The 24305-nt window shown below is 38.8% G+C and carries 17 protein-coding genes and 3 tRNA genes; 14 read left to right on the top strand and 6 right to left on the bottom strand.

Translation table 11 applies throughout. From position 1 onward, the window contains the following. The first annotated feature begins 103 nt into the window (after nucleotides 1-103). From lgt to SJ312_RS13565, 11 genes are all read left to right on the top strand, one after another. Nucleotides 104-1000: a prolipoprotein diacylglyceryl transferase gene (gene lgt / locus SJ312_RS13615; protein ID WP_094961113.1), complete on the top strand. Its 897-nt coding sequence runs from the start codon at nucleotides 104-106 to the stop codon at nucleotides 998-1000. A gap of 119 nt (nucleotides 1001-1119) precedes the next feature. Next, nucleotides 1120-1971 carry a thymidylate synthase gene (locus SJ312_RS13610; protein ID WP_094961114.1) on the top strand — a complete coding sequence of 284 codons (852 nt, stop codon included), beginning with the start codon at nucleotides 1120-1122 and terminating at the stop codon, nucleotides 1969-1971. 317 nt (nucleotides 1972-2288) lie between these two features. Further along, nucleotides 2289-2774, top strand: a complete 486-nt coding sequence (locus SJ312_RS13605) for a prepilin-type N-terminal cleavage/methylation domain-containing protein (protein ID WP_036957998.1) — start codon at nucleotides 2289-2291, stop codon at nucleotides 2772-2774. After that, nucleotides 2768-3373 (top strand): prepilin peptidase-dependent protein, encoded by a 606-nt coding sequence (locus SJ312_RS13600; protein WP_004257611.1) that lies wholly within the window; start codon nucleotides 2768-2770, stop codon nucleotides 3371-3373. Before SJ312_RS13605 ends, SJ312_RS13600 begins: the two co-directional genes overlap by 7 nt. Further along, nucleotides 3370-3810: a DUF2509 family protein gene (locus SJ312_RS13595; RefSeq protein ID WP_110591274.1), complete on the top strand. Its 441-nt coding sequence runs from the start codon at nucleotides 3370-3372 to the stop codon at nucleotides 3808-3810. Before SJ312_RS13600 ends, SJ312_RS13595 begins: the two co-directional genes overlap by 4 nt. Continuing rightward, entirely contained in the window at nucleotides 3810-4196 is a 387-nt protein-coding gene (locus SJ312_RS13590; protein ID WP_110591275.1) for a prepilin-type N-terminal cleavage/methylation domain-containing protein, read from the top strand. Before SJ312_RS13595 ends, SJ312_RS13590 begins: the two co-directional genes overlap by 1 nt. After that, nucleotides 4174-7548, top strand: a complete 3375-nt coding sequence (gene recC, locus SJ312_RS13585) for an exodeoxyribonuclease V subunit gamma (RefSeq protein WP_319868014.1) — start codon at nucleotides 4174-4176, stop codon at nucleotides 7546-7548. The genes SJ312_RS13590 and recC overlap by 23 nt, the downstream gene beginning before the upstream one ends. A gap of 17 nt (nucleotides 7549-7565) precedes the next feature. Continuing rightward, the gene (gene ptrA, locus SJ312_RS13580) at nucleotides 7566-10463 is read left to right on the top strand and encodes a pitrilysin (protein ID WP_319868012.1); all 2898 of its coding nucleotides are present in this window, start codon (nucleotides 7566-7568) and stop codon (nucleotides 10461-10463) included. Beyond that, nucleotides 10460-14068 (top strand): exodeoxyribonuclease V subunit beta, encoded by a 3609-nt coding sequence (gene recB, locus SJ312_RS13575; RefSeq protein ID WP_110591278.1) that lies wholly within the window; start codon nucleotides 10460-10462, stop codon nucleotides 14066-14068. Before ptrA ends, recB begins: the two co-directional genes overlap by 4 nt. Next, complete coding sequence (recD, locus tag SJ312_RS13570) at nucleotides 14068-15915, top strand: exodeoxyribonuclease V subunit alpha (protein ID WP_110591279.1); 1848 nt, start codon at nucleotides 14068-14070, stop codon at nucleotides 15913-15915. The genes recB and recD overlap by 1 nt, the downstream gene beginning before the upstream one ends. Nucleotides 15916-15968: 53 nt before the next feature. Continuing rightward, nucleotides 15969-16538, top strand: coding sequence for a hypothetical protein (locus SJ312_RS13565; RefSeq protein WP_094961122.1), 570 nt, complete (start codon nucleotides 15969-15971; stop codon nucleotides 16536-16538). Nucleotides 16539-16642: 104 nt separating this feature from the next. Here the strand turns inward: SJ312_RS13565 and argA are convergent, their stop codons facing one another. Continuing rightward, complete coding sequence (argA, locus tag SJ312_RS13560) at nucleotides 16643-17986, bottom strand: amino-acid N-acetyltransferase (RefSeq protein WP_036957996.1); 1344 nt, start codon at nucleotides 17984-17986, stop codon at nucleotides 16643-16645. A gap of 362 nt (nucleotides 17987-18348) precedes the next feature. Between argA and amiC the strand changes: the two genes are divergently transcribed. Continuing rightward, nucleotides 18349-19599, top strand: coding sequence for an N-acetylmuramoyl-L-alanine amidase AmiC (gene amiC / locus SJ312_RS13555; RefSeq protein ID WP_004257585.1), 1251 nt, complete (start codon nucleotides 18349-18351; stop codon nucleotides 19597-19599). A 141-nt stretch (nucleotides 19600-19740) separates the two neighbouring features. Here amiC and SJ312_RS13550 read toward each other — a convergent pair. The 3 genes from SJ312_RS13550 to SJ312_RS13540 all read right to left on the bottom strand — a co-directional run bounded on the left by SJ312_RS13550 (nucleotide 19741) and on the right by SJ312_RS13540 (nucleotide 20050). Further along, nucleotides 19741-19817, bottom strand: a tRNA-Met gene (locus tag SJ312_RS13550). Between the two features lie 18 nt (nucleotides 19818-19835). Then, a tRNA-Met gene (locus SJ312_RS13545) sits at nucleotides 19836-19912 on the bottom strand. A 61-nt stretch (nucleotides 19913-19973) separates the two neighbouring features. Beyond that, nucleotides 19974-20050 (bottom strand) — tRNA-Met (locus tag SJ312_RS13540). Between the two features lie 232 nt (nucleotides 20051-20282). Here SJ312_RS13540 and mltA point away from each other — a divergent pair. Both mltA and tcdA read left to right on the top strand, forming a co-directional pair. Then, nucleotides 20283-21404: a murein transglycosylase A gene (gene mltA, locus SJ312_RS13535; protein WP_004257581.1), complete on the top strand. Its 1122-nt coding sequence runs from the start codon at nucleotides 20283-20285 to the stop codon at nucleotides 21402-21404. 30 nt (nucleotides 21405-21434) lie between these two features. Next, nucleotides 21435-22250, top strand: a complete 816-nt coding sequence (tcdA, locus tag SJ312_RS13530; protein ID WP_004257579.1) for a tRNA cyclic N6-threonylcarbamoyladenosine(37) synthase TcdA — start codon at nucleotides 21435-21437, stop codon at nucleotides 22248-22250. Nucleotides 22251-22291: 41 nt separating this feature from the next. On the opposite strand, the gene csdE is transcribed toward tcdA, so the two are convergent. Together csdE and csdA are read right to left on the bottom strand one after the other, a co-directional pair. Beyond that, nucleotides 22292-22750 (bottom strand): cysteine desulfurase sulfur acceptor subunit CsdE, encoded by a 459-nt coding sequence (csdE, locus tag SJ312_RS13525; protein WP_094961126.1) that lies wholly within the window; start codon nucleotides 22748-22750, stop codon nucleotides 22292-22294. 18 nt (nucleotides 22751-22768) lie between these two features. Beyond that, nucleotides 22769-23974, bottom strand: coding sequence for a cysteine desulfurase CsdA (csdA, locus tag SJ312_RS13520; RefSeq protein WP_110591280.1), 1206 nt, complete (start codon nucleotides 23972-23974; stop codon nucleotides 22769-22771). Between the last annotated feature and the right edge of the window lie 331 nt (nucleotides 23975-24305).

The raw sequence follows: 24305 nt of genomic DNA, 5'->3' as shown, positions 1-24305 counted from the left end.
ACTATACTTTTTGTTGTATGCTTCAGGGGCTTCACAAATTGAAGCCTGTTGAATACGTAATAGTCGACGAGTAGTTGGCTTAATGATTAAAAAGTGGGGAACAATGAGTAACAACTACTTAGCATTTCCGGAAATAGATCCTGTTATGTTCTCAATTGGGCCAGTATCGTTACACTGGTATGGCTTTATGTACCTTGTTGGCTTTGTTTTTGCCCTTTGGCTAGCAGGGCGTCGCGCTGCAAAACCCAATAGTGGCTGGACAAAAAACGAAGTAGAAAACTTGCTGTATGTTGGCTTTGTTGGCGTATTTGTCGGTGGTCGGTTAGGTTACGTTTTCTTTTATAATCTCCCTGTTTTTCTTGACGATCCTTTATATCTATTTAAGGTTTGGGATGGTGGCATGTCCTTCCATGGCGGCCTAATCGGTGTGATATGTGCCATGATGTGGTTTGCTCACCGTACTCGCCGTCGTTTCCTGCAAGTATCTGACTTTGTTGCACCATTGATCCCATTTGGCTTAGGCATGGGCCGTATTGGGAACTTTATTAATGGGGAGCTATGGGGACGAGTAACACTCGATACGCCATGGGCATTTTTATTCCCACATTCACGCAGTGAAGATATTCAACTTGCCGCACAGGACCCTTCGTTATTACCCATATTAGAGCAGTATGGTGTGCTACCAAGACACCCATCACAGCTTTATGAAATGTTCTTAGAGGGAATTGTTCTGTTCCTTATTTTGAACTTATTTGTGCGTAAACCTCGTCCAATGGGGAGTGTTTCTGGGTTATTCTTGATTGGTTATGGTGCATTTAGGATCATAGTTGAATTCTTTAGGCAACCAGACGCACAGCTTGGTTTATTTGGTGGTATTAGTATGGGACAAATTCTATCAATTCCGATGATTATTATTGGAGTTCTGATGATTGTTTGGGCTTACAAATATGGCAAAAATGTGCCAGCCCATAAGCCACTAAAAGAGCCTACAAAGAGTTAATAAATACAATTATTGGGGCTAACTTAGTCTGTTGAATATAACTATTTTGTAAATAAAGCAATGAAGTACAGCAAGACAAAGGTTAGCCACTTAAGTTATTTTTTTAAAAGAGAGTCACTATGAAGCCGTATCTTGATTTATGCCAACGTATTATTGATGAAGGGCAATGGGTTGAGAATAAACGAACAGGTGTTCGTTGTTTAACCGTTATTAACGCTGACCTTGAATATGATGTGGGCAATAATCAATTCCCCTTGATTACGACTCGTAAAAGCTTTTATAAAGCGGCGATAGCTGAGCTTCTTGGTTATCTACGTGGCTACGACAATGCGGCTCAATTTCGTGAAATTGGTTGTAATACATGGAATGCCAATGCAAATGAGAACCAAGCATGGCTGAATAACCCTTATCGCAAAGGTGAGGATGATATGGGCCGCGTATATGGTGTTCAAGGGCGCTCATGGCAACGCCCAGATGGAACACATTTAGATCAGCTGAAAAAAGTCGTCAATAACTTAAAAAATGGAATTGATGACCGCGCAGAAATTATCACTTTTTATAACCCTGGTGAATTTGAAATGGGTTGCTTGCGTCCCTGCATGCATACTCATACTTTTTCATTGTTAGGTGATACCTTACATTTAACATCTTACCAACGTAGCTGTGATGTACCGCTCGGTTTAAATTTCAACCAAGTACAATGCTTTGTTTTACTCGCTCTAATGGCTCGTATTACAGGGCATAAAGCAGGTAAGGCTTACCATAAAATTGTGAATGCACATATTTATGAAAACCAACTGACTTTAATGCGTGATGTCCAACTAAAACGTGAGCCGTTTGCTTCCCCTTCATTGTTTATTAACCCCAAAATTCAGTCATTAGAAGACCTCGAAACATGGGTGACTTCGGATGATTTTACTCTCGAAGGGTACCAGTGCCATGAGGCTATCAAATATCCGTTTACTGTTTGATTAGCGAATAAATTGTTTACTAAGATGGTTTTATCGAAAAGCCATCTTAGTATTGTGTTTTTACATTTCATCAACCTCCCTCCTTTATCTATCCCATCTTTCTTAATGAATTTTATCTTGGTTCATAATTAATTTACTTTCTTGCATTTATTTTGAATTAACTATTTCTTTGCGAAGCAGCTCGCAAATTGACTTGTATTGTTATGCATTTATTTATTTTGTTGCGAAGCGTTATGCAGTTTGTAATGACAAACCTCGCTAGACAGATTTTTTTTGGCAATCTCTGTCTTGCATATAAAAAGTGGGGTCACAACAAAATGAAAGTTGAATTAAATACAACGCAGCGTGGTTTCACCTTAATTGAGATTATGATTGTTTTATTTATTTGTTCTTTTGTTATTTTTTCTGGTTTATATCAATGGCAACAGCAAGTAGAAAGGCAGCGGTTAATCGATGCGGCTAGGCAAGTATCTGAGTTTATTTATAGCCAAATGACAGAAGGTGTCTATTTAAATAGGTATCAAATATTATCCGTTAAGGCTGGTAGAAATGATTGGCAGCTTGATGTTAAAGATGCGAACAGCAAGCAAGAGGTTGGCAAGTTAACAGCAAAAAGGCACCAAGGAATAGAACTTAGTAAAGCAAGCCGTACTTCAATTCAGCTATATGGTAAGCAGGGAACGATCCGTGCTTTTAGCATAGAGCTAAAAAATCAGGATCAGCAAATCACAATTTATATTTCTTCATTAGGCCGTATTAGAAGCTGTAGTCATAAAAAAATGACAGGGGTACCTAAATGTTGAATCCCTTAAATAACGATAAATTAAAAAAACAGCAGGGATTTACACTCATTGAAATATTAATGGCAATGGCTATCAGTAGCATTGTTTGTGTATCAGCGATGAGTGCTATTCCTACATTATTTAAGCAAACCTATCGAACTTACATTCAATACCAAATAGACAAGGATATAAGGCAAACATTGATAAATATGGAAAAAGATTTTAGAAGGATAGGTTACTGTAGTAGCCTAAATTGTGGTGAAGAACCTTTAAAAATCACATCAAAATTTTTAAGCAAAGGGAATAACTCGTGCATTATTTTTGCTTATGACCAAGATTTATCGGGTAGGTGGGAAGATATTAAATCCAAATCTAAAGATTCTGATTATTTTGGTTATCGGTTAAATAATGAAAAATTAGAGTCTAATCGAAATGTCCGAAATTGTGATGGGACTCGTTGGCAATCATTATTTGATGAGAAGCTAATCAAAGTTAAAAAATTAGCATTTGATTGGCGGGAAAATACCCAATTACTTGAAATGGAAATAAGCCTTAAAACAGAGTTATTACCTAATCAAACATTTAATTACCGGATAGCGGTCTTAGTTAGAAATCTATGAAGAATATAGAGCAACAACAGGGAAACGTTTCTCTACTTATGGTTATTATTTTTATCACAATAGGCACATTATTGATTAAATCGGTGCATTTTTTCCAAGAACGAGCTCGGGATGAGTTGCATAAGGAAATTAAATATTTCGATGCTTTTAATAAAGCAGAGTCAGCTCTTGCTTGGGGGGGAACATTACATTGGGATAGTCAATATAGAGGATTAAAGCGTTGGGTTTGCCAGAAAGAGGAAAATCAACAATGGAAAAGTTGCTTAAAACATTACAAAGGGGTGGATTTCGTGCTGTCGGGGCAAAGTCATTATCGCTTAGGGAATGATATTAAAGTTTATCGATGGGTAGTATGGGATGCAAATAAGCAACAGTTTTTCTCTCGTAAAAAAGGGTGGTTAGATTATTGCCCAGTGATAAAAAAAGGATTTTGCTAATGAAAACAAAGCAGCAAGGATTTGCATTAGTAGAGGCAATGATTGGCGTGGTTATTTTTGCTATTTCACTGGTAGCTTTGGTAAACTATTCGCAATATATCATATTGAATTTTAATAAATTGTATATGAATTCTTCGGCCATTAGAGTGTTACATAGTACATTAGAGAAAAGCTCAATGTTAGGGGAACCAATATCAGGGGAGAAAAATTCTTCCATAGATCCAAATTTGCGTTACCCTGAGTGGAAAATACAAACAACTCGCTTACCGCGAGCCGATAACTGTACTGAGTTAATGGTATCGTTAACGATAAAAAAACAGCCATTTTCATTAAGCCGTTGGTATTGCTCAACAGGAGAGTACTATGTTCCAAGTGTATCATTCTAATCAATTAGATTTATTAAAAGATCTAATGACTCATTTAATGAAAAATGAACCACTTTCTCACCCTTTTGAGCAAGAAATAATTTTAGTACAAAGCCCCGGAATGTCACAATGGCTGCAAATCGAACTTGCTAAGCAGTTTGGTATTGCTGCAAATATTAACTATCCCTTACCTGCAACGTTCATTTGGGACATGTTTAGGCGAGTCTTACCGGATATTCCAAAAGAAAGCGCTTATACCAAGCAAGCTATGACATGGAAACTAATGACAATATTGCCAACTGTCATTAATGAGGAAGAATTTGAACCTTTAAAGCATTATCTTCAAGAAGATACAGATAAACGTAAACTTCATCAGCTTGCTGGTAGGATTGCTGATTTATTTGACCAATATTTGGTTTATCGCCCACAATGGGTTGGAGTATGGCAAAAAAATGAACTAATAGAGGGGCTAAGTGAAAATCAACTATGGCAAAAACGTCTATGGCAGTGCCTTGTTGAATATTCAAATGAACTAAAACAGCCACCTTGGCATCGAGCTAATTTATATCAACATTTTATTGATACATTATCATTGAACCCTGATTTAGGAAAATTGCTGCCAAAGCGTATTTTTATTTGCGGTATCTCATCTCTTCCACCTGTTTATCTACAAGCTATCAATGCAATAGCAGAACATACAGATGTTCATTTAATGTTCACTAACCCATGTCGCTATTATTGGGGGGACATTCAAAGCGCGTCGTTTTTAGCTAGGTTGCAGCAAAGGAAACTTCGTCATTATCTTGATAAACATGAAATTTCACGCTTTAAACTCGAAGAGCATATTCCTAATTTATTTAATGAAAATGGCGAACAGGATATCGCAAATCCACTACTCGCCTCGTGGGGAAGGTTAGGTAGAGACAACCTATACTTTATTTCTCAAATCAATAATGCGAATGAAATTTCGGCCTATGTTGATACTGAACGAGCCAATTTATTAGAGAATGTTCAGCAGGATATTTTAGATCTCGAAAACCATGCTCAATTAGGGACAACATTAGAAAATTATGAAACGAGTATTGGTAAACGACCAATCAATGAGCTAGATGATTCGATAACATTCCATTTATGTCATAGTGCACAGCGTGAAGTCGAGGTATTACAAGATCATTTGCTTTCTCTCTTTGAGCAAGATTCATCGCTAACACCGCGTGATGTGATAGTCATGGTGGCCGATATTGACAGCTATGCACCCTATATTCAGGCTGTTTTTGGTAATACGGCATCAACTCGTTATATCCCATTTTCAATTTCAGATAGAAAAGCACTGCAAGCTCACCCAATTTTACAAGCATTTATTATGCTACTCGACTTACCTCAGAGTCGTTTTTCAACGGAGCAAGTTCTTAGCCTACTTGAAGTTTCTGCTTTTTCTCAACGTTTTGGTATTGATGAAAGCGAGTTAAGTTTATTACGCCGCTGGGTTAATGAATCAGGGATCCGCTGGGGGCTTGATGACGATAATGTACGTTCTTTTGCTTTACCAGTGATAGGGCAAAATACATGGGAATTTGGCTTAAGTAGAATGTTGCTTGGCTATGCAATGGATAGCAGAAATGGCCCGTGGAATGGTATTTTACCTTATGATGAGTGCAGTGGCTTAGCCGCCCAGCTTGCCGGGAAATTAGCGCTATTAATTAATACACTAAGAGAATGGCGCTCTTTATTAGCACAAGAACGCCTACTTGAAGAGTGGAAAGAACTTTGTCAGCAACTACTTGATAGCTACTTTATGGTTGATGGGGAAACTGAACTTGTTCTCGCACTATTAACAGAACAGTGGCATCAAATCATTGATAATGCGATAATTTCAGGATATGAAGAACAAGTTCCATTGCGTTTAATTCGTGATGAACTTTCAGTTCGCTTTGATGATGAAAAAATTAGTCAACGTTTCTTGGCTGGAGCCGTTAATTTTTGCACTTTGATGCCAATGCGTTCAGTACCATTTAAAGTTGTCTGCTTACTGGGTATGAATGATGGTGCTTATCCGCGAAATATACCACCATTAGGATTTGACTTGATGGCGGAAAAACCTGTTCGTGGAGACCGAAAACGCCGGGACGATGATAGATACCTATTTTTAGAAGCATTAAATTCAGCATCTAAACAACTTTATGTTAGTTATATTGGGCTTTCTATTCGTGATAATCAGCCTTGTAATCCATCGGTATTAGTTACTGAATTAATTGATTATATTTGCCAAAGCTTTTGTTTAGTTGGTGATGAAACTTTGACTATTGATGAAAGCGCTAAACGATTAAGTGAGCATCTGGTCATCCAGCATAATAGAGTCCCATTCGCAAAAGAAAATTTCTTGCCTGAAACGCCTTATCAGAGTTTTGCGAGTGAGTGGTTACCTGCCGCAAAAACAACAAATAAAGTTGATGAACCATTTTGTTCAATACTTGAAACTCGAGAGCCCATTACTGAAATTTCTTTAGAACAATTATTACGATTTTATCGTCACCCTATCAGGGCATTTTTTCAACAGCGTTTGAAAGTCCATTTTTCTATTGAAGAAACCGAACTGCCAGAAGAAGAGCCATTTAACTTAGGTAGATTACAACGATATAAAATTAATGATCAAATTTTAGATTTACTTGTCAAAGATAAGAACATTGAGCCTTTTTATTCTGCTTTAAAAGCATCGGGTCAGCTGCCTGCTAGGCAATTTGGTCAACTTTTTTGGGAACAGCAGTTGAACGAGATATCGCCATTAGCTGAAAAAGTTAAAGAACATGATATGCAGCTATTTGATTATCCATTAGATTTTCAGTTAAATGGGATAAAAATTACTGGTTTATTGAAAAATATTCATGAAACAGGAATGGTACGATATCGCCCGGCTTACTTAACTGCTAATGATGGGGTACAGCTATGGGTGGAACATTTGCTATTTAACTCGCAAATTGGTGAAGGGGAAAGCCTTGCACTAGGAAGAGATAATAGTATTTGGCAGTTTGCTGCTATTAGCAAAGAAGATGCATTGGCTTATCTACAAGATTTAGTCGTAGGCTATTGTGAAGGGTTTAATTCCCCGTTAATTCTTCTTTCTCAAAGTGGTTGGAGTTGGGTTAAAGCTTGCTTTGATAAAAAGACAAAACAGTACGATTTTTCGAGTGAAGAAATTCAACAAAAAGCATTATCTGCTTTGCTCCAAAGCTTACAAGGAAGTCAGATGCAAAAAGGTGAGATGGAAGACGATTATGTGTCAAGAACTTGTAGAAGCATTGATGATGCGATGATTAAATCTTTGTTATCAAACACTCAACGGTTTTTATTACCGATGACAAAATACTTGAAATGACAGGAGAGCAACAAAGGATGCAATATTTATCCAAAAATATCGCTCATCTATTTTTATTACTGATAATTTTTTTCGGTGGTCAAGCAATAGCAGCGCAACCACTTTGGCAAGTTTTGCCTGAAACAGTAAATAAAAGTGAAAGAGACCCTAGGGAATATAAAGCCATCAAACTTAGTAATGATATGACGGTTTTATTGGTATCAGATGCCAAAGCAACAAAATCATTGGCTGCGGTATCGATACCTGTTGGTAGTATTGAAAACCCAAATAGCCAATTAGGGCTGGCTCATTATTTAGAGCATATGGTTTTAATGGGTTCCAAAAAGTACCCAGAGCCAAGTAGTTTCTCTGAATTTTTGCAAAAACACGGTGGTAGCCATAATGCAAGTACCGCTTCTCATCGTACTGCTTATTACTTTGAAGTTGAAAATGGTGCATTAAAAGAAGCGACGGATAGGCTTGCAGACGCATTAGCTGAGCCACTTTTAGACCCGATTAATGCAGACAGAGAACGTAATGCAGTTAATGCAGAACTTACAATGGCACGTTCTCGTGACGGGATGCGTATATGGCAAGTACGTTCTGAAACATTGAACCCATTACACCCGAACTCACGTTTTTCGGGGGGGAATTTAGAGACTCTGAAAGATAAACCTAATAGCAAACTACAAGATGAGCTTGTGGGTTTTTATAAGCAGTATTATTCTGCAAACCTAATGAATGCAGTGCTTTACGGCGACCAATCTATCGAATCATTAGCGAATATTGCACAGGAAACATTTGGGCGTATACCTAATTTTAACGCAAGTGTTCCCGCTGTTAATATCCCAGCAGTAACGGATAATGAAAAAGGCATTATTATTCATTATGTGCCAGCGCAACCGCAAAAAGCCATACAAATTGAATTCAGTATTAAAAATAATATGGCAGATTTTCGCAGTAAAAGTGACAACTATATTAGTTACTTAATTGGTAATAGAAGCCCCGGAACATTGGCTGATTGGTTAATATCGCAAGGACTTGCTGAAGGTATCAGTGCCTCTGCCACTCCAAATTTAGATAGAAACTATGGTTCATTCTCTATTTATGTGACATTGACTGATAAAGGGTTACAAGAAAGAGACGAAATTATTGCAGCTATCTTTTCTTATCTTGAGTTAATTAAAAATGATGGGGTCAATAAAAGTTACTTTGATGAAATAGCAAAAGTTCTCAATTTATCATTCCGTTATGGTTCAATTGTCAGGGATATGAACTACATTGAATGGTTATCAGACCAAATGATTGATGTTCCTGTTAATCATGTTCTTGATTCAGATTACATTGCAGATAAGTATGACCCTGAAGCGATTAAACAGCGTTTATCAGAGCTCACTGCGCAAGAGGCGAGGATTTGGTTTATTAGTCCAAATGAACCGAATAACAAAAAAGCCTATTTTGTCGATGCACCGTATCAGGTCAATAAAATCACAGCAAAACAATTTAAAACCTGGGCAAGTTTAGAATCTAAAATGAATTTTAAATTACCTGCTTTAAACCCGTATATTGCTGATAATTTATCACTAATTAAAGCTGATAAGGTTTATAAACACCCCGAATTCATCTATCAAGATGGCAATACACGAGTGTTATATATGCCAAGTCAATATTTTGCAGATGAGCCAAAGGCGAGTATCACTTTATCATTACGTTCTAACCAAGGTGATAAAGATGCTAAGCAACAAGTAACGGGCTCTTTATTACAATATATCGCTTCATTGAAAATGGATGAACTGCAATATCAGGCATCTGTAGCTGGCATGTCTGTCTCTGTTTCTCAGGGAATCGGTCTGCAATTAAATGCCAGTGGTTACACCCAACATTTACCTGAACTCTTTTTATCCATGATAAAGCTATACCTGAATTTTGAGCCAACGGAACAAGAATTAGTTCAAGCGAAATCTTGGTATAAAGAGCAAATTGAAGTTGCTAATAATGCGAAAGCTTATGAGCTAGCCATGCAGCCGCTTCAGCGTATTAATAGTGTACCTTATTTTGAGCAAGAACAACGTTTAGCCGAGCTAGATAAAATTTCATTGCAAGACATCACTAACTACCGTGAAATGATAGTTAAAAGTGCAGCATTACAAGCGCTGGTCTTTGGTAATATGACTGAGTCGCAAAGCATTAAAACTATTAAAGATGCACAGCAATTATTAAAGAGCGAAGGTACCAATTGGTGGCGTGGTGATATTGTAGTTATCGACAAAAATTACCTAGCAGATTTCCATAAACAGGGGAATAGCTCAGATAATGCACTTGTTGAAGTCTTTATTCCAGACGGTTATAGCCGCATTGATGGCGCAGTATTATCAGGTATTCTTTCTAAGGTAATTCAGCCTTGGTTTTATGACCAATTAAGAACCAATGAGCAACTGGGTTACGCAGTATTTGCTTTTAAAGCAGGGCTGGGGGATCAGTGGGGAATGGGCTTTTTAATTCAAAGTAATGCCAAAACACCGAGTTACTTGAATACTCGTTACCAACAATTTTATCTTCAAGCATTAGAGAAACTGAAAAAGCTGCCGATAGATGAATTTAATCAATATAAACAATCCATTATCACGGAGATGAATCAACCACCTCAAACATTCTATGAGGAGGTAGGCCGTTATTCATCTGATTTTTCGAGAAATATTTTCAGTTTTGATACTCGTGAAAAAGTTATTGCAACTTTAGGGACAGCAACGAAAGAACAAGTCATTGAGTATTATGAAAATGCAGTTATAAAGCACAAGGGGTTAGCAGTAAGCTCCCAAGTTATAGGCCAAGGAGTTGATACTAAAGTAGGGTATGCTCATCTGAAAGATTGGGTGCTTTACCCAACAGCTTCTCAGTTGCAAAAGATTTTACCAATAAAGGAAGATGCTGAGTGAATAAAGTGCAGGTAGAGTCCCAATTACTGAATGTTTTTTCCTTACCTCTGCGTGGGCAGCGGTTAATCGAAGCATCTGCAGGAACGGGTAAAACATATACAATTGGTATACTTTATCTGCGGCTTTTATTAGGTCTGGGAGGCGTTAATGCGTTTCCTAGGCCGTTAAGTGTTGAAGAAATTTTAGTTGTAACATTTACTGAGGCTGCGACGAATGAGTTACGGGGACGTATTCGTCAACGTATTCATGATATGCGCTTAGTTTGCTTAAGAAATGGCGTTGGTTTCGAGTCGCAGCCTGAGTATCTTGAATTATTAGCTGAGCTTTCGGGGGAATCCCAAAGAAAATTCGCTGCGCAATGGTTGCAGGCAGCGGAAAGGCAAATGGATGAAGCCGCGATATATACTATCCATGGTTTTTGCCAAAGAATGCTAGTTCATAATGCATTTGAGTCGGGAGTATTGTTCGAACAAACAATGATTCAAGATGAATTTCCGATTCAAAAACAAGCTTGTGCAGACTTTTGGCGCCGCCATTTTTATCCTCTGAATTACTCCATGACGAAAGTCATTCAGTCACTGTGGACTAGTCCTGAAGCATTACTTTCGGAGATTAAACCTTTCTTGCAGGGTGACATTCCTTTAATTATTAACCAACCGAAACAAGTAGAAACTCTAGAAGAACGGCATCAGCGGCTAATCTTGTTAATTGAGTCAGTTAAAACGGCCTGGTTAGAAAACTCAGCGGATTTTGAGAAGCTTATCACTGATTCAGATGTGGATAAACGAAGTTATAGTACTCGTTTTCTACCTACATGGCTGATAAAAATAGGCGAATGGGCTCAAGAAAAAACAGAAGATTATCAGCTTCCTAAAGATCTTGAACGTTTCTCACAAACGGTATTACATAAAAAATCAAAAAGTGGCTTAGGGCCAGAACATATTGTTTTCCAAAGTATAGATGAGCTACTTTCTCAATCATTAACTCTAAAAGATCTGGTTATTCCACTGGCCATTTCAGAGGTGAGGGAAGCGATTACTAATGAAAAACATAATCGTGGTGAAATGGGGTTTGATGATTTATTGACCCGTTTAGACGGTGCTCTTGCTCAAGAAAGTGGGAAATTTTTAGCTCAAGCTATTAGTCAACGATTTCCTGTTGCGATGATAGATGAGTTTCAAGATACAGATGCACAGCAATACCGTATTTTTCAAAGAATTTATCGGGAAGTTAATGACAGCGCATTACTTTTCATCGGCGACCCTAAACAAGCTATATATGCTTTTCGGGGCGCAGATATTTTCACCTATATCGAAGCAAAAAATGAAGTTAGTGCTCACTATACATTAGAGACTAATTATCGTTCATCGCAAAATATGGTTGAAGCTATTAATCACTTATTTGGCCGCTGTCAGTCACCATTTATTTTTGAGCAAATTCCTTTTCAACCCGTTAATTTCGCTAAGCAAAATAGCGGTAAAAAACTTATTCATGATGGCGAAGTGGTCAAAGCACTTACATTTTGGCAAGTGGAAGCAGAAGGTGTCTCAGTTGCTGAATATGAACAGGCAACAGCTTCACAATGTGCAGCGCAAATCGCACAATATTTACAAGGCGGGTTTCAGGGTAGTAGCTATTTTGACAATAAAGGAGCACATACTCCTGTAGAAGCTTCTGATATTACTGTGTTGGTTCGTAGCCGACGTGAAGCAGTATTGATTCGTGATGCTTTAAATCGGTTAAATATCCCTTCTGTGTTTCAATCTAATCGGGAAAGTGTATTTTCAACACCAGAAGCGAGAGATTTACTGTGGTTACTACAGGCAGTTTTAACACCAGAAAAAGAACGTGTTTTACGAAGTGCATTGGCGACAGGAATATTGGGTTTAACCGCTAAACAAATTGATGACCTAAACCATGATGAAAAATCGTGGGAAAAAATTGTAGATGAATTTGCTCGTTATGGCATGGTGTGGCAAAAACGAGGCGTGCTCCCCATGCTTAGAATGGTCATGGCGCAGAGGCAAATTGCAGAAACGTTGTTATCAGGTGCTGATGGAGAGCGTCGCTTAATGGATGTGATGCATATTGGTGAGCTGTTACAAGAAATGTCATTACAGCTTGAAGGTGAGCACACACTAACACGTTGGCTAGCGCAACAAATTGCCCATCCTGATCATCAATCTGACGTACAACAAATGCGTCTTGAAAGTGATAAACATTTGGTGCAGATCAGTACCATACATAAATCTAAGGGCCTTGAATATAAGATTGTTTGGTTGCCTTTTGCGAGCAATTTTCTACCCCAATCTAAAGGTTTATATCACGATAGAACGGATTATGCAGTACGGCTAGATTTAAACGATAGTGAAGAAAATGTTGCTCTAGCTGATGAAGAGCGTCTAGCGGAAGACCTACGCTTATTATATGTAGCACTCACAAGGGCTATCTATCACTGTAGTGTCGGTATTGCACCATTAATTAAAGGTAACAGAAAAAAAAGTGGTGAAACCGATTTACACTTATCTGCGCTGGGTTACGTCATCCAAAAAGGGCAAGCAGGAGATAGCCTACTACTGAATGATATGCTGGCTGAAATTAGCAATGACGTTATTGATGTTGCAGTGATTAATCAGCCTAAGTCGGAACGCGTATTGTTAGAACAAAATGATAGCGTAAACTTATCGGCAAGAGCAGTGACTCGTCATTTTAATGACCATTGGCGTGTTACCAGCTATTCTGGGTTAAGTTACGGTTCAAGCCATACTGAATCAGAAGAATCAGTTTCAGCATTGCAATTTGCTAATTCATTAGCCCCTAATATGGATATTGAGGCTAGTGTTGATGTGGAGCAACAGGAAGACGAGTCTCTTATCCTAACTCCTCATCAATTTCCTAAAGGTGCATCACCGGGAACATTTTTGCATAACTTGATGGAGGAGATTGATTTTAGTGGGCATGTTTCTCAAGAATGGTTGTCTGAAAAACTTGAATCCTCAGGGTTTGACATACAGTGGGCACCAATGCTGCAAGAATGGCTGCATGCAATTGTACAGGCACCACTATCAGAAGACGGCTTATGTTTATCTGCATTACAGGCTCAAGACCAATTGGATGAAATGCAGTTTTATCTCCCTATTGATTCCCTATTGAGTGCCAGTCATTTAGATAAGATAACGCACCAATATGACCCATTATCACAACGTTGTCCTCCGCTAAATTTTGAGAGAGTTCAGGGTATTTTAAAGGGGTTTATTGACCTCACCTTTTACTGGAAAGGCAAATTTTATCTTCTTGATTATAAATCAAATTATTTAGGGAAAGATGCCAGTTTTTATACCCAAGAAGCCATGGCTGAAGCGATGATAGACCACCGCTATGATTTGCAATATCAACTATATTTGTTAGCGTTACATCGTTACCTCAAGCAAAGAATGCCTAATTATGATTATGAAACTCATTTTGGTGGCGTTTATTATTTATTTTTACGAGGCATAGATAATATTCACTCAAGTAACGGCATTTTCTTTTATCGCCCTATAGAGCCTTTTATTGAAGCGTTAGATAGCTTATTTAAAAATGTTCAGCAAGGGGAAGCAACTTAATGAAGTCCCTATTTAATCAAGCTATTGAGAAGCATATCTTTACACCTCTAGATGTGCAATTTGCTTACAGCATTTCTGATGATAAGTGTCCTATAGTACTTATGATTGCCGCACTCCTTAGCGCAGAAACTATGGTTGGGCACGTTTGCCTAGCACTGGCGGATGTTGACCCCGAAAAATTGTTTGCGGGAAGGCACCCAGAGTTAGCAACTGCGTTTTGGCAAAAAATGGGAGAGCCGAGTGAGCAAGAGCTCTATCAAACGCTCAGACAAGCAAATGCAGTGTCATTATCAACAGAAAACAAAATCTCTCCTTTGGTGCTTTCAGGGGAATATTTATATTTTCAACGGATGTGGCAATATGAGCAGTATGTTGCGAAATTTTTCTCTAATACATTAATAGATAAGCAAAATAATGTTCAAATTAAGAATGTACTAGACAGCTTATTTCCCATTACTGATGATATAGATTGGCAAAAAGTTGCAGCAGCAGTTGCTGTAACGAGTAAGGTGTCAATTATATCAGGGGGGCCAGGAACAGGAAAAACCACAACAGTTGCACGTATCCTTGCTGCATTAATTAAACTTGAAACTAAGTATCACCATAAAATTAGAATAGAGTTGGCAGCTCCAACCGGTAAGGCGGCAGCTAGGTTGACGGAGTCCCTCGGCGAGGCGATGAAAAAAATGCCTTTAACCGATGAAGAACGCGCTGTTTTGCCTAATCATGCAAAAACATTGCACCGTTTACTAGGGGCTCAACCTGAGAGCCAGCAGTTTCGCTATAACCGAGATAATCGTTTATCTCTTGATGTACTGATTGTTGATGAAGCCTCAATGGTAGATTTACCCATGATGAGCAAATTACTTGAGTCATTACCTGAAAATGCAAAGTTAATATTTCTAGGTGATAAAGACCAATTAGCCTCAGTCGAGGCAGGGGCAGTATTAGGGGATATCTGTCAGTTTGCTGATAACGGTTATAGTGCAGAAAGAGCGTCCCAACTTTCGGCGTTAACAGGGCATTCAGTTGAATCTTATGCATCACCAAGCGGCCCAGTTATTCGTGATAGCCTATGTTTGCTACGTAAAAGCTACCGTTTTTCGGCAGATTCAGGGATTGGCCAACTCGCTTTTGCTGTAAATGAAGGTAATGTTTCTAGAGTTCAACAGTTACTAAATCAGCAGCGGCCAGATGTACATAGTTATATTCAAGAAACCGCAGATGATTACGCGAAAATTTTATTAGATGCCGCTGAAAATTATAAGGAATATCTATTAGCGGTTAAAAATAAAGAAGATCCTGAGCAAGTTTTGAAAAAATTTAACCAATATCGGGTACTAACAGCTCTGCGAGAAGGCCCTTTTGGCGTCATTGGCCTTAACGATAAATTGGAAAAATTATTTCATAGGCAAGGGATAATAAACCGTCCATATAATTTATTGAATAAACACTATGCAGGCCGGCCAATTATGATTAGCCGTAATGACAGCCCATTAGGACTCTTTAATGGGGATATAGGCATCATTTTACCGGATGAAGAAAATACACTGAGAGCCTATTTTCAATTTCCAGATGGGACTATTCGTGGGGTACAACCTAACCGACTTCCACAACATGAAACAGCTTATGCAATGACCGTTCATAAATCACAAGGTTCGGAGTTTGCTCATACCGCATTAGTTTTACCAAATGTATATTCTCCCGTAATGACTCGTGAGCTGGTGTATACGGCGATAACTCGAGCTAAAAAAGAGCTATCTCTTTATGGCAGCCCAAAGGTATTACGTCGAGCAGTTGAAACACCAACCAAGCGGCGAAGTGGTTTAGCGACCCAATTAATGTGACTAGTTTATATGTAAGTTACGTGAATATTTAACCCAAAAGTAAAGGTAATGAGATGGATAACCAGCAAGCAATGACGGCAATTACAGTAACATTAAATGCAAGACTTGAACCGATTAGGCGTGGTGATTTAGAAGATGCATTTAATGAAGTCATGAAAAGCATGGGTAAAAATATCCATGTTACAGGTGGTGGAACATTATTAAGTGATAATGGCGAAGCGCAAGAATGCGATATAGAAATAGCACTTGAAGAAGCTAGTGACGAAAATATCAGTTTAATTATTCAACTTTTTTCTTCAATGTTAGCTCCAAAGGGCTCTCGTTTATTCATTCATGGCGAAGATGTTCGAATCGATTTTGGCTCAGATGAAGGCATGGCTATTTATTTCAACGGGACAGAGCTCGCTGATGACGTTTATGAAAATGGGGATATCAATGAAGTATTCGATACTCTAGATGAAGCAGTGGAAGATATTGGGAGTATTCACGGGGTCTGGGATGGCCCGACAGAAACGGCATTTTATTTTTATGGTACTTCTTTCGCTGAGATGAAAGCTGCAATACAGCCGCATTTAGACTCCATTCCTTTGTGTGAAAAAGCAAGGGTTATTCAGATAGCTTAGTGGCTATTCATTTGTGTTAAAGCCATAGCCCAAACTATGCATCCTTGTATAGTTTGGGGTTAAAGTAATTGACTAAATAGCAATCATTTTGAATATTCTAATATTTACTTATCAGCTTGGTTTTTTAAATCTAAAATCAATATTTTAGAGCGGCGCTGGTAGTTATATAAAGCCTGTTTTTTCATTGGTAACATCTCAATCTCCGCGGGGGTAAAACCACGCTCTTGAAACCAATGGATGCTACGAGTTGTTAGTACAAATAGCTTGTCTAAACCAAATTGTTTTGCTTGTACGGCAATACGGTGCAGTAACTCCTCTCCCCTAGATGAACTACGGTAATCAGGATGAACAGCGACACATGCCATTTCACCTAATTTTTCTTCTGGGTAAGGGTAAAGCGCCGCGCAAGCGATGACTAAGTTATCACGTTCAATAATGGTAAATTTATCAATTTCCATTTCTAATTGCTCACGTGAACGTCTAACTAAAATCCCTTGCTGCTCTAATGGGCGAATAAGTTCTAATATTCCACCAATATCATTAATGTTTGCACGGCGGATTTGTTCCGCGCTTTCCATGACTATTTGGGTACCAATACCATCGCGAGAGAATAATTCTTGAATTAAAGAACCATTTTCTTGGTAGCTCAATAGGTGGCTACGGCGGACACCCCGGCGACAAGCTTTTGCGGCTCCACGTAGAAAACGCACGGTTCCTGAGTAGTAATCGCCCTCAGATTCCAGCTCTTGAATACGGTTTTCTGCTTCATTTGGGAATAATTCGGACAAAATATTGCCTTCTTTATCTACTACACCTTGTGAGGAGCAAAAACCGATCAGTTTTTCCGCTTTCATTTTTACTGCTAATTGAGTTGCAATTTCTTCAGAGGTCAGATTAAAACTTTCTCCTGTGACTGAGACTGCAACCGGCCCAATCAACACAATGGAACCATTATCTAACTGATTATTAATGGCTTCTTCATTAATACGGCGGATTCTTCCGCTGTGGCAATAATCAATGCCATCATCAACCCCTAGAGGTTGAGCAATAACGAAATTACCACTAACCACATTAATATGTGCGCCTTGAAGCGGGGTATTACCTAAGCTCATAGATAACCGAGCCGTGATATCTAATTGTAAAGCTCCAGAAGCTTGTTTTACATATTCAAGTGTATTCGCATCTGTTACGCGAGTATGTTTATGATAAACCGCATCATATTTGTGTTCAGCTAAGATATCCTCAATTTGAGGCCTAGCACCATAAACGACAATAATTCGGATGCCTAAACTATGCAATAATCCTATATCATTGACAATGCTAGGAAAATTTTCATGCGCAATCGCTTCACCACCAAGCATAATAATGAATGTTTTGCCGCGGTGGGCGTTTATATAAGGGACCGAATGGCGAAACTCATCAACCAACTCGGTGCTGCGCTCTTTCATAACAACCCTCTTAATTGAATTTTTATTCGTTAATAATGTATTTTTATTCTTTTTGTCGGGAAATATCAAGTAAAAGATGGGATAAAAAAAGTAACATTTTTATTTTTATCGTTTACATATCTCTAAATTTAACTAGATATACTCTACGAAAATTAAATTGCATAAAATTGACACAGAAAGTCACTCACAAATATTTTCTCTCGGTATGATTAGGTTATACTCATTAATGTAACTCTATAGATGCTTTGGTATATTCTTAATGACAGAGTGCAAATGATTAGTTAGAGTGCGTATTTCAAGTCTAATTATTAGCAATTATCCTAAAATCACTTTATTTTTCAGTTCTAGGTTCGGAATTATTGATGAGTCACCAAGATCACAACCCATCGAAGCGTCGTTTTATTCAGGGCGCAGCTGCAGTTATGTTACTGAGCATTAGCCCATTCGGTTTTTCTGCGAGTAGCAGCGTGGTGGCTGTGCGCATTTGGCCTGCATCCAGCTATACCCGGGTAACATTGGAATCTAGTACTCCATTGAAGTACCGCCAGTTTGTGCTTAATAACCCTGAGCGTATTGTGGTCGATCTTGAAGGGGTGCAGTTAAATAATGTATTAAAGGATATGGGAACCCAAATTCAAACACGTGATCCTTACCTTAAACTGGTTAGAGTTGGGCAATTTGATCCGAAAACGGTTCGCTTGGTATTTGAAGTTAAAAATAAAGTTAGTCCTCAATTCTTCTCGATGGCCCCTGTTGCGGAATTTAAGCACCGCTTAGTTCTTGATTTTTATCCAGGTAAAGGTGTTGACACCAATGATGATCCTCTATTGGCATTACTTGAGGATTATAATAAAGGTGATCTTGAGGAAAGCATGCCTGCTCAAGCGAAGAAGCCTGGAAAAGCAGGAACGGATCGCCCCATTATTATTATGATCGACCCAGGGCATGGTGGTGAAGACCCTGGTGCGATAGGCAAATATAAGACACGTGAAAAAGATGTGGTTTTACAGATCGCACGGCGCTTAAAAGCTTTGATAGATAAAGACCCTAAAATGCGTTCCTATATGACTCGTAATGAAGATGTCTTTATTCCGTTAAAAGTCCGAGTGGCGAAAGCACGTAAAATGCAGGCTGATTTATTCGTTTCAATTCATGCAGATGCGTTTACTAACCGTTCAGCCCGCGGTTCTTCTGTTTTTGCGCTATCAACGAAAGGTGCGACCAGTAATACGGCTCGCTACCTAGCACAAACACAAAACGAAGCGGACTTAGTGGGCGGTGTGAGTAAAAGTGGAGATGTGTATCTCGACCATACGATGTTTGATCTCGTGCAAACAGCGACGATTAACGACAGTTTGAAATTTGGTGACGAAGTACTAAAACGGATGGGAAAAGTTAACAAGTTGCATAAAAATAGAGTTGACCAAGCCGGGTTCGCGGTGTTGAAGGCTCCAGAGATCCCATCAATTCTCGTTGAAACGGCTTTTATTAGTAATTTAGAAGAAGAGCGGAAATTGAAAACAGCTAAATTCCAACAACAAATGGCAGAATCCATTTTTGAAGGGGTAAAAGCTTATTTCCGTAATGGCGGTGCATTAGCAATTCGCAACTAATTAATTTAAATCAGATTAAAATAAAGAAAGGTGATAAACGTGTGTGAGTCGCCTTTTTTTGTTTTTATCGATGGGTAAAAATAGAATTTATTATAGTGGTACTAAAAAGGTAATTGAATTAGAAAGGGTATTTGAAAGAATTGGTTGCGGGGGCTGGATTTGAACCAACGACCTTCGGGTTATGAGCCCGACGAGCTACCATGCTGCTCCACCCCGCGACTGAAGAGGTAAAAAATTGGTTGCGGGAGCTGGATTTGAACCAACGACCTTCGGGTTATGAGCCCGACGAGCTACCATGCTGCTCCATCCCGCGACTGAATTTTTACGACTTTATACTGCAGATTTTTTGTTACTTTACTGATTTAATCAGTAATTGGTTGCGGGGGCTGGATTTGAACCAACGACCTTCGGGTTATGAGCCCGACGAGCTACCAAGCTGCTCCACCCCGCGTCCGATGCGGGCACTATACTCGGGATGAGATCTGATGCAAGTTTTTTCGTGTTTTTTTTTCAAAATTTAGCATTTACAGAACAAAATCTGTTCTGTCTGCCTGTTTTTTGCTCTTTAGTGAGTAGAGAGAGGAAAATAACCTAACTAAATATATTTACACGTTTCATTCCCTAATTGGGTTTGCTATTGTGCGCTTCATATTGGATTGTTGGATTTATTTGGGTGGTAGAGCATGAATATAGGGCTAACAAAAATCGTCAATAAACAAATAGTAAAAAAATGGTTAGTAACCAGCGTATTTCTTTCCTTATTAGCTGGATGCCAAACCCATCCAACGGATAAAGGCCAACAATATAAAGATGGTCGCTTAGTACAAGATTTACAGAAAGTAAATCAAGTGAATGTACAGGGGCGACCAATAAATGCGCCAGATTTTAATCAACAAGTTAATGAAATTAAAAATGCATCACCGCGATTGTTTAAAAATAACAACGATACCTATCATGCTATAGAAAACTGGTTGATGGCGGGGGGGAACCCGGCTCAATTGGCAAATTTCAATTTAACCGCTTTCCAAATGGAAGGCGCTGATAATTATGGAAACGTACAATTTACAGGGTATTACACACCTGTGATCGAGGCGCGCCGTATGGCTCAAGGTGAATTTCGTTATCCGTTGTACGGTATGCCGCCAAAAGGAAAAACACGCTTACCTAGCCGAGCGGCAATTTATAATGGTGCCCTGAGTGATCATTTAATTTTAGCTTATAGTAATTCGCCGGTTGAAAATTTTATGATGGAAGTTCAGGGAAGTGGTTATGTTGATTTTGGGGATGGCAGCCCACTGAATTTCTTTGGTTATGCAGGTAAAAATGGTCACGCCTATAAAAGTATCGGAAAAGTGCTGGTAGACCGCGGTGAAGTTCCTCTGAGCCAAATGTCATTACAAGCTATCCATGATTGGACGAATCAGCATAGCGAGCAAGAAGTTCGCCAGCTATTAGAAGAAAATCCGTCATTTGTATTTTTTAAACCGCAATCATTTGTCCCTGTTAGAGGCGCAAGTGCGGTTCCTTTAATTGCTAAAGCATCTGTTGCATCAGATAAAACTCTCATTCCACCGGGAACAGCCTTACTCGCGGAGATCCCTGTGTTAGATAATAATGGGAAATTTACGGGGCAGTACGAAATGCGTATGATGGTAGCCTTGGATGTTGGTGGTGCGATTAAAGGGCATCATTTTGATATTTACCACGGTATAGGCCATGAAGCCGGAAAAATGGCCGGTTTTTATAACCATTACGGGCGAGTTTGGGTGCTGAAAAAAAGCCAGCCGCTATTTGGTTCAATGTAGTTACAGTTTTAACTGAGGTTGTTCGTTATTATGCAAGCTAAGCTTTCTGATGCTTGGATGCAGCGTTTTGCTGGGATCGGGCGTTTATATGGGCAACATGCTCTTCATCTTTTTGCACGTTCCCACATTTGTGTCATTGGCATTGGTGGGGTAGGCGTGTGGGCCGCGGAGGCGCTTGCTCGTTCAGGTATTGGGCATATCACATTAATTGATATGGATGATATTTGTGTGACTAATACCAATCGCCAATTACATGCCATCAAGTCGACAGTTGGGCAACCAAAAGTTGATGTGATGAAAAATCGTATTTTAGAAATTAACCCCGAATGTGTAGTGAATGTTATTGATGATTTTATTACTGTTGATAATGTCGCTCACTACCTTAGCACGGGGTTTGATTATGTCATTGATGCCATTGATAGTGTAAGGCCTAAAGCTGCGTTGTTAGCGTATTGTAGACGCTTTAAAATACCCATTATCACCACAGGTGGGGCTGGTGGACAAATCGACCCAACACAGATTCAAGTGACAGACCTAGCTAAAACGGTTCAAGACCCTTTAGCCGCTAAGTTGCGGGAACGCTTAAAATCCGATTTTAACGTTGTTAAAAATGGCAAAGGAAAGCTCGGGATTGACTGTGTTTTTTCTACTGAACAGCTTGTTTATCCGCAAAGTGATGGTACTGTGTGTGCGGCAAAAAGCACTGCGGATGGCTCTAAGCGTATGGACTGCGCTTCAGGCTTTGGTGCGGTGACTATGGTTACAGCCAGTTTTGGGTTTATTGCTGTCTCACATGCACTTAAAAAGATGATAGCAAAATCACAACGGGAAATGGAACAGCAGTAAAGTGAATGAGGCTATTGCGATAGATAGCCTCATTCAATGAATTACGCAGGTGTCATTTCATTTGCAATATTTTGAATTGCCGTAATGAGTGATTGAATACCATTTTGGCGGGATTCGCTGAGCTGGCTAGGTAAGCCGGTTTGAGCTAATAAGCTATTAAAATCAATTTCCATGATTTCTTTCGCTGTTTTTTGCTCTATTGCCGCTAACAAAATGGTAAATAACCCTTTCACCACTCGGCCTTCACTATCCCCATAAAAATGAAATGTTTCATCATCATTGAGAAGTGCTCCAATCCAAACTCGGTTTTCGCAGCCTTTAACCTCTTGAGTTTGCAGTTTTTCATCATCAGACAGCGCTGGCAATTTTCTCGCAAATTGAATTAATAAACGGTATTTATCTTCCCATGCTTTATGTGTGGAAAACTGTTCAACTATTTCTTGAATTTTAATCTCTGTACCGAATGGGTGCGGAGCAAGTTCATGGTTAGTCGAAGTCATTAGGCTTCCTTTATTGATTTATTCATTGAGTATAGAAAGTGAAACGGTGACTGCATCGATAAATTTATCGACGTCTTCCCGGTTGTTGTACGGCATCATTGAGATACGCAAGCAGCCACTGATATTTAATGCATCCATTAATGGTTGGGTGCAATGTTGACCATAGCGTAATGCAATATTTTGTTCGGTCAAGAGGGCACCTAGATCACTATGGTGAATATCTTTGAAGTTAAATGATAGCAAAGGAGAATCAGGCACACTATAGCGAATAAAGCCGGGAAGTGCCGACAGTTTTTTAGTAGCATATTCGATTAGTGAGCAAGTATATGTTTCTGCTAGTGTTAAATTTAATCCTTCCAGCCACTCTAGGGTAGCAGAAAAGGCAATTACCCCTGCAATATTCGGTGTTCCTGCTTCGAATCGTTGTGGGATAGGTGCAAGAGTGAAATCGTCAAATGTGACGTGGGTCAACATTTTTCCTCCACCATGCCAAGGGGTCATTTGCTCTAAAAGTTCTGTTTTGGCGTAGCAAACTCCAAGCCCAGTTGGCCCATATAACTTATGTGCTGAAAATGCATAGAAATCAATATTCAGCTCACTGACATTAATCGGGCTATGAACGACACCTTGTGCGCCATCAACAACGACTAAAGCTCCTACTTGGTGAGCGAGCTGAGTCACCGTTTGTATATCGGGTTGATAGCCAGTTACATTGGACATTTGAGTGATAGCGATGACTTTCGTTTTTTCAGATAATTTAGATTGGAGTACATCAAGACTCAATGTCAGGTTCTTTTCAACTGGCCATTTTATAATTTTTGCGCCAGTTTGCTGTGAAAGCATAATCCAAGGTAATAAATTTGAATGATGTTCTATTTCACTGACAATAATTTCATCGTCAGGTTTTAATGTTGAGCGAAAATAACCTTGTGTAATTAAATTAATTGACTCAGTTGTTCCGCGTGTCCAAATAATATTTTTTTCACTGGAAGCATGAATATATTTTGCAGCACGGATTCGCCCCTGCTCATAATCACGTGTTAATTTCAATGATTCAGATGACTGCCCTCGATATACCGAACTGCCCGACAAGCGATAATAGTCATTTGATGCATTGATCATGGCGATAGGCTTTAATGCTGTTGCCGCACTATCAAAAAATAGTGTTGATGAGTCTATCGCTGGGAAGGCGAGGCGAAATGTGGTGGCGCTAAAATGATCCATGAGTATTTTCTTTTTAGTCAAAATTTCAATGTGTTTTGATTTTACTGAGTGCGGTATTAGTTGATTGTACATTTATTAGTACATTTATAGTTACTTTCTGATTAATTTAAACTTATCATTTTTTAATCTAGCCATTGAAATATTTTGTTACGTTTGGTATTAATTGTTAGCAATTCTTCTAGATGTGGTTTCAAGATGATTCAGTGTTTTGCGTTGCAATGCAATGCCTTTTGTTTATAAATTTATTTTTTTAAGTACTTAGTAAATAATTTTCAAGATTTATCTTAAATATCTTACTGAAAGTTTTTTCGGTACACTTACAATTATCTAT

It is taken from the genome of Providencia sp. CIM-Carb-044, assembly GCF_033901115.1.
Taxonomy (GTDB): Bacteria; Pseudomonadota; Gammaproteobacteria; order Enterobacterales; family Enterobacteriaceae; genus Providencia; species Providencia hangzhouensis.
Note: the sequence above shows the minus strand (reverse complement) of the source record. Positions and strands in the feature narration are given on the sequence as shown.

Excerpts from the sequence above, each read along its gene's own strand:
- lgt (WP_094961113.1), top strand. The coding sequence starts at position 104 with ATGAGTAACAACTACTTAGCATTTCCGGAAATAGATCCTGTTATGTTC.
- SJ312_RS13600 (WP_004257611.1), top strand. The coding sequence starts at position 2,768 with ATGTTGAATCCCTTAAATAACGATAAATTAAAAAAACAGCAGGGATTT.
- recD (WP_110591279.1), top strand. The coding sequence starts at position 14,068 with ATGAAGTCCCTATTTAATCAAGCTATTGAGAAGCATATCTTTACACCT.
- csdE (WP_094961126.1), bottom strand. The coding sequence starts at position 22,750 with ATGACTTCGACTAACCATGAACTTGCTCCGCACCCATTCGGTACAGAG.
- SJ312_RS13565 (WP_094961122.1), top strand. The coding sequence starts at position 15,969 with ATGGATAACCAGCAAGCAATGACGGCAATTACAGTAACATTAAATGCA.
- mltA (WP_004257581.1), top strand. The coding sequence starts at position 20,283 with ATGAATATAGGGCTAACAAAAATCGTCAATAAACAAATAGTAAAAAAA.
- SJ312_RS13605 (WP_036957998.1), top strand. The coding sequence starts at position 2,289 with ATGAAAGTTGAATTAAATACAACGCAGCGTGGTTTCACCTTAATTGAG.
- csdA (WP_110591280.1), bottom strand. The coding sequence starts at position 23,974 with ATGGATCATTTTAGCGCCACCACATTTCGCCTCGCCTTCCCAGCGATA.
- SJ312_RS13595 (WP_110591274.1), top strand. The coding sequence starts at position 3,370 with ATGAAGAATATAGAGCAACAACAGGGAAACGTTTCTCTACTTATGGTT.
- argA (WP_036957996.1), bottom strand. The coding sequence starts at position 17,986 with ATGAAAGAGCGCAGCACCGAGTTGGTTGATGAGTTTCGCCATTCGGTC.
- recC (WP_319868014.1), top strand. The coding sequence starts at position 4,174 with ATGTTCCAAGTGTATCATTCTAATCAATTAGATTTATTAAAAGATCTA.
- SJ312_RS13590 (WP_110591275.1), top strand. The coding sequence starts at position 3,810 with ATGAAAACAAAGCAGCAAGGATTTGCATTAGTAGAGGCAATGATTGGC.
- ptrA (WP_319868012.1), top strand. The coding sequence starts at position 7,566 with ATGCAATATTTATCCAAAAATATCGCTCATCTATTTTTATTACTGATA.
- SJ312_RS13610 (WP_094961114.1), top strand. The coding sequence starts at position 1,120 with ATGAAGCCGTATCTTGATTTATGCCAACGTATTATTGATGAAGGGCAA.
- tcdA (WP_004257579.1), top strand. The coding sequence starts at position 21,435 with ATGCAAGCTAAGCTTTCTGATGCTTGGATGCAGCGTTTTGCTGGGATC.
- amiC (WP_004257585.1), top strand. The coding sequence starts at position 18,349 with ATGAGTCACCAAGATCACAACCCATCGAAGCGTCGTTTTATTCAGGGC.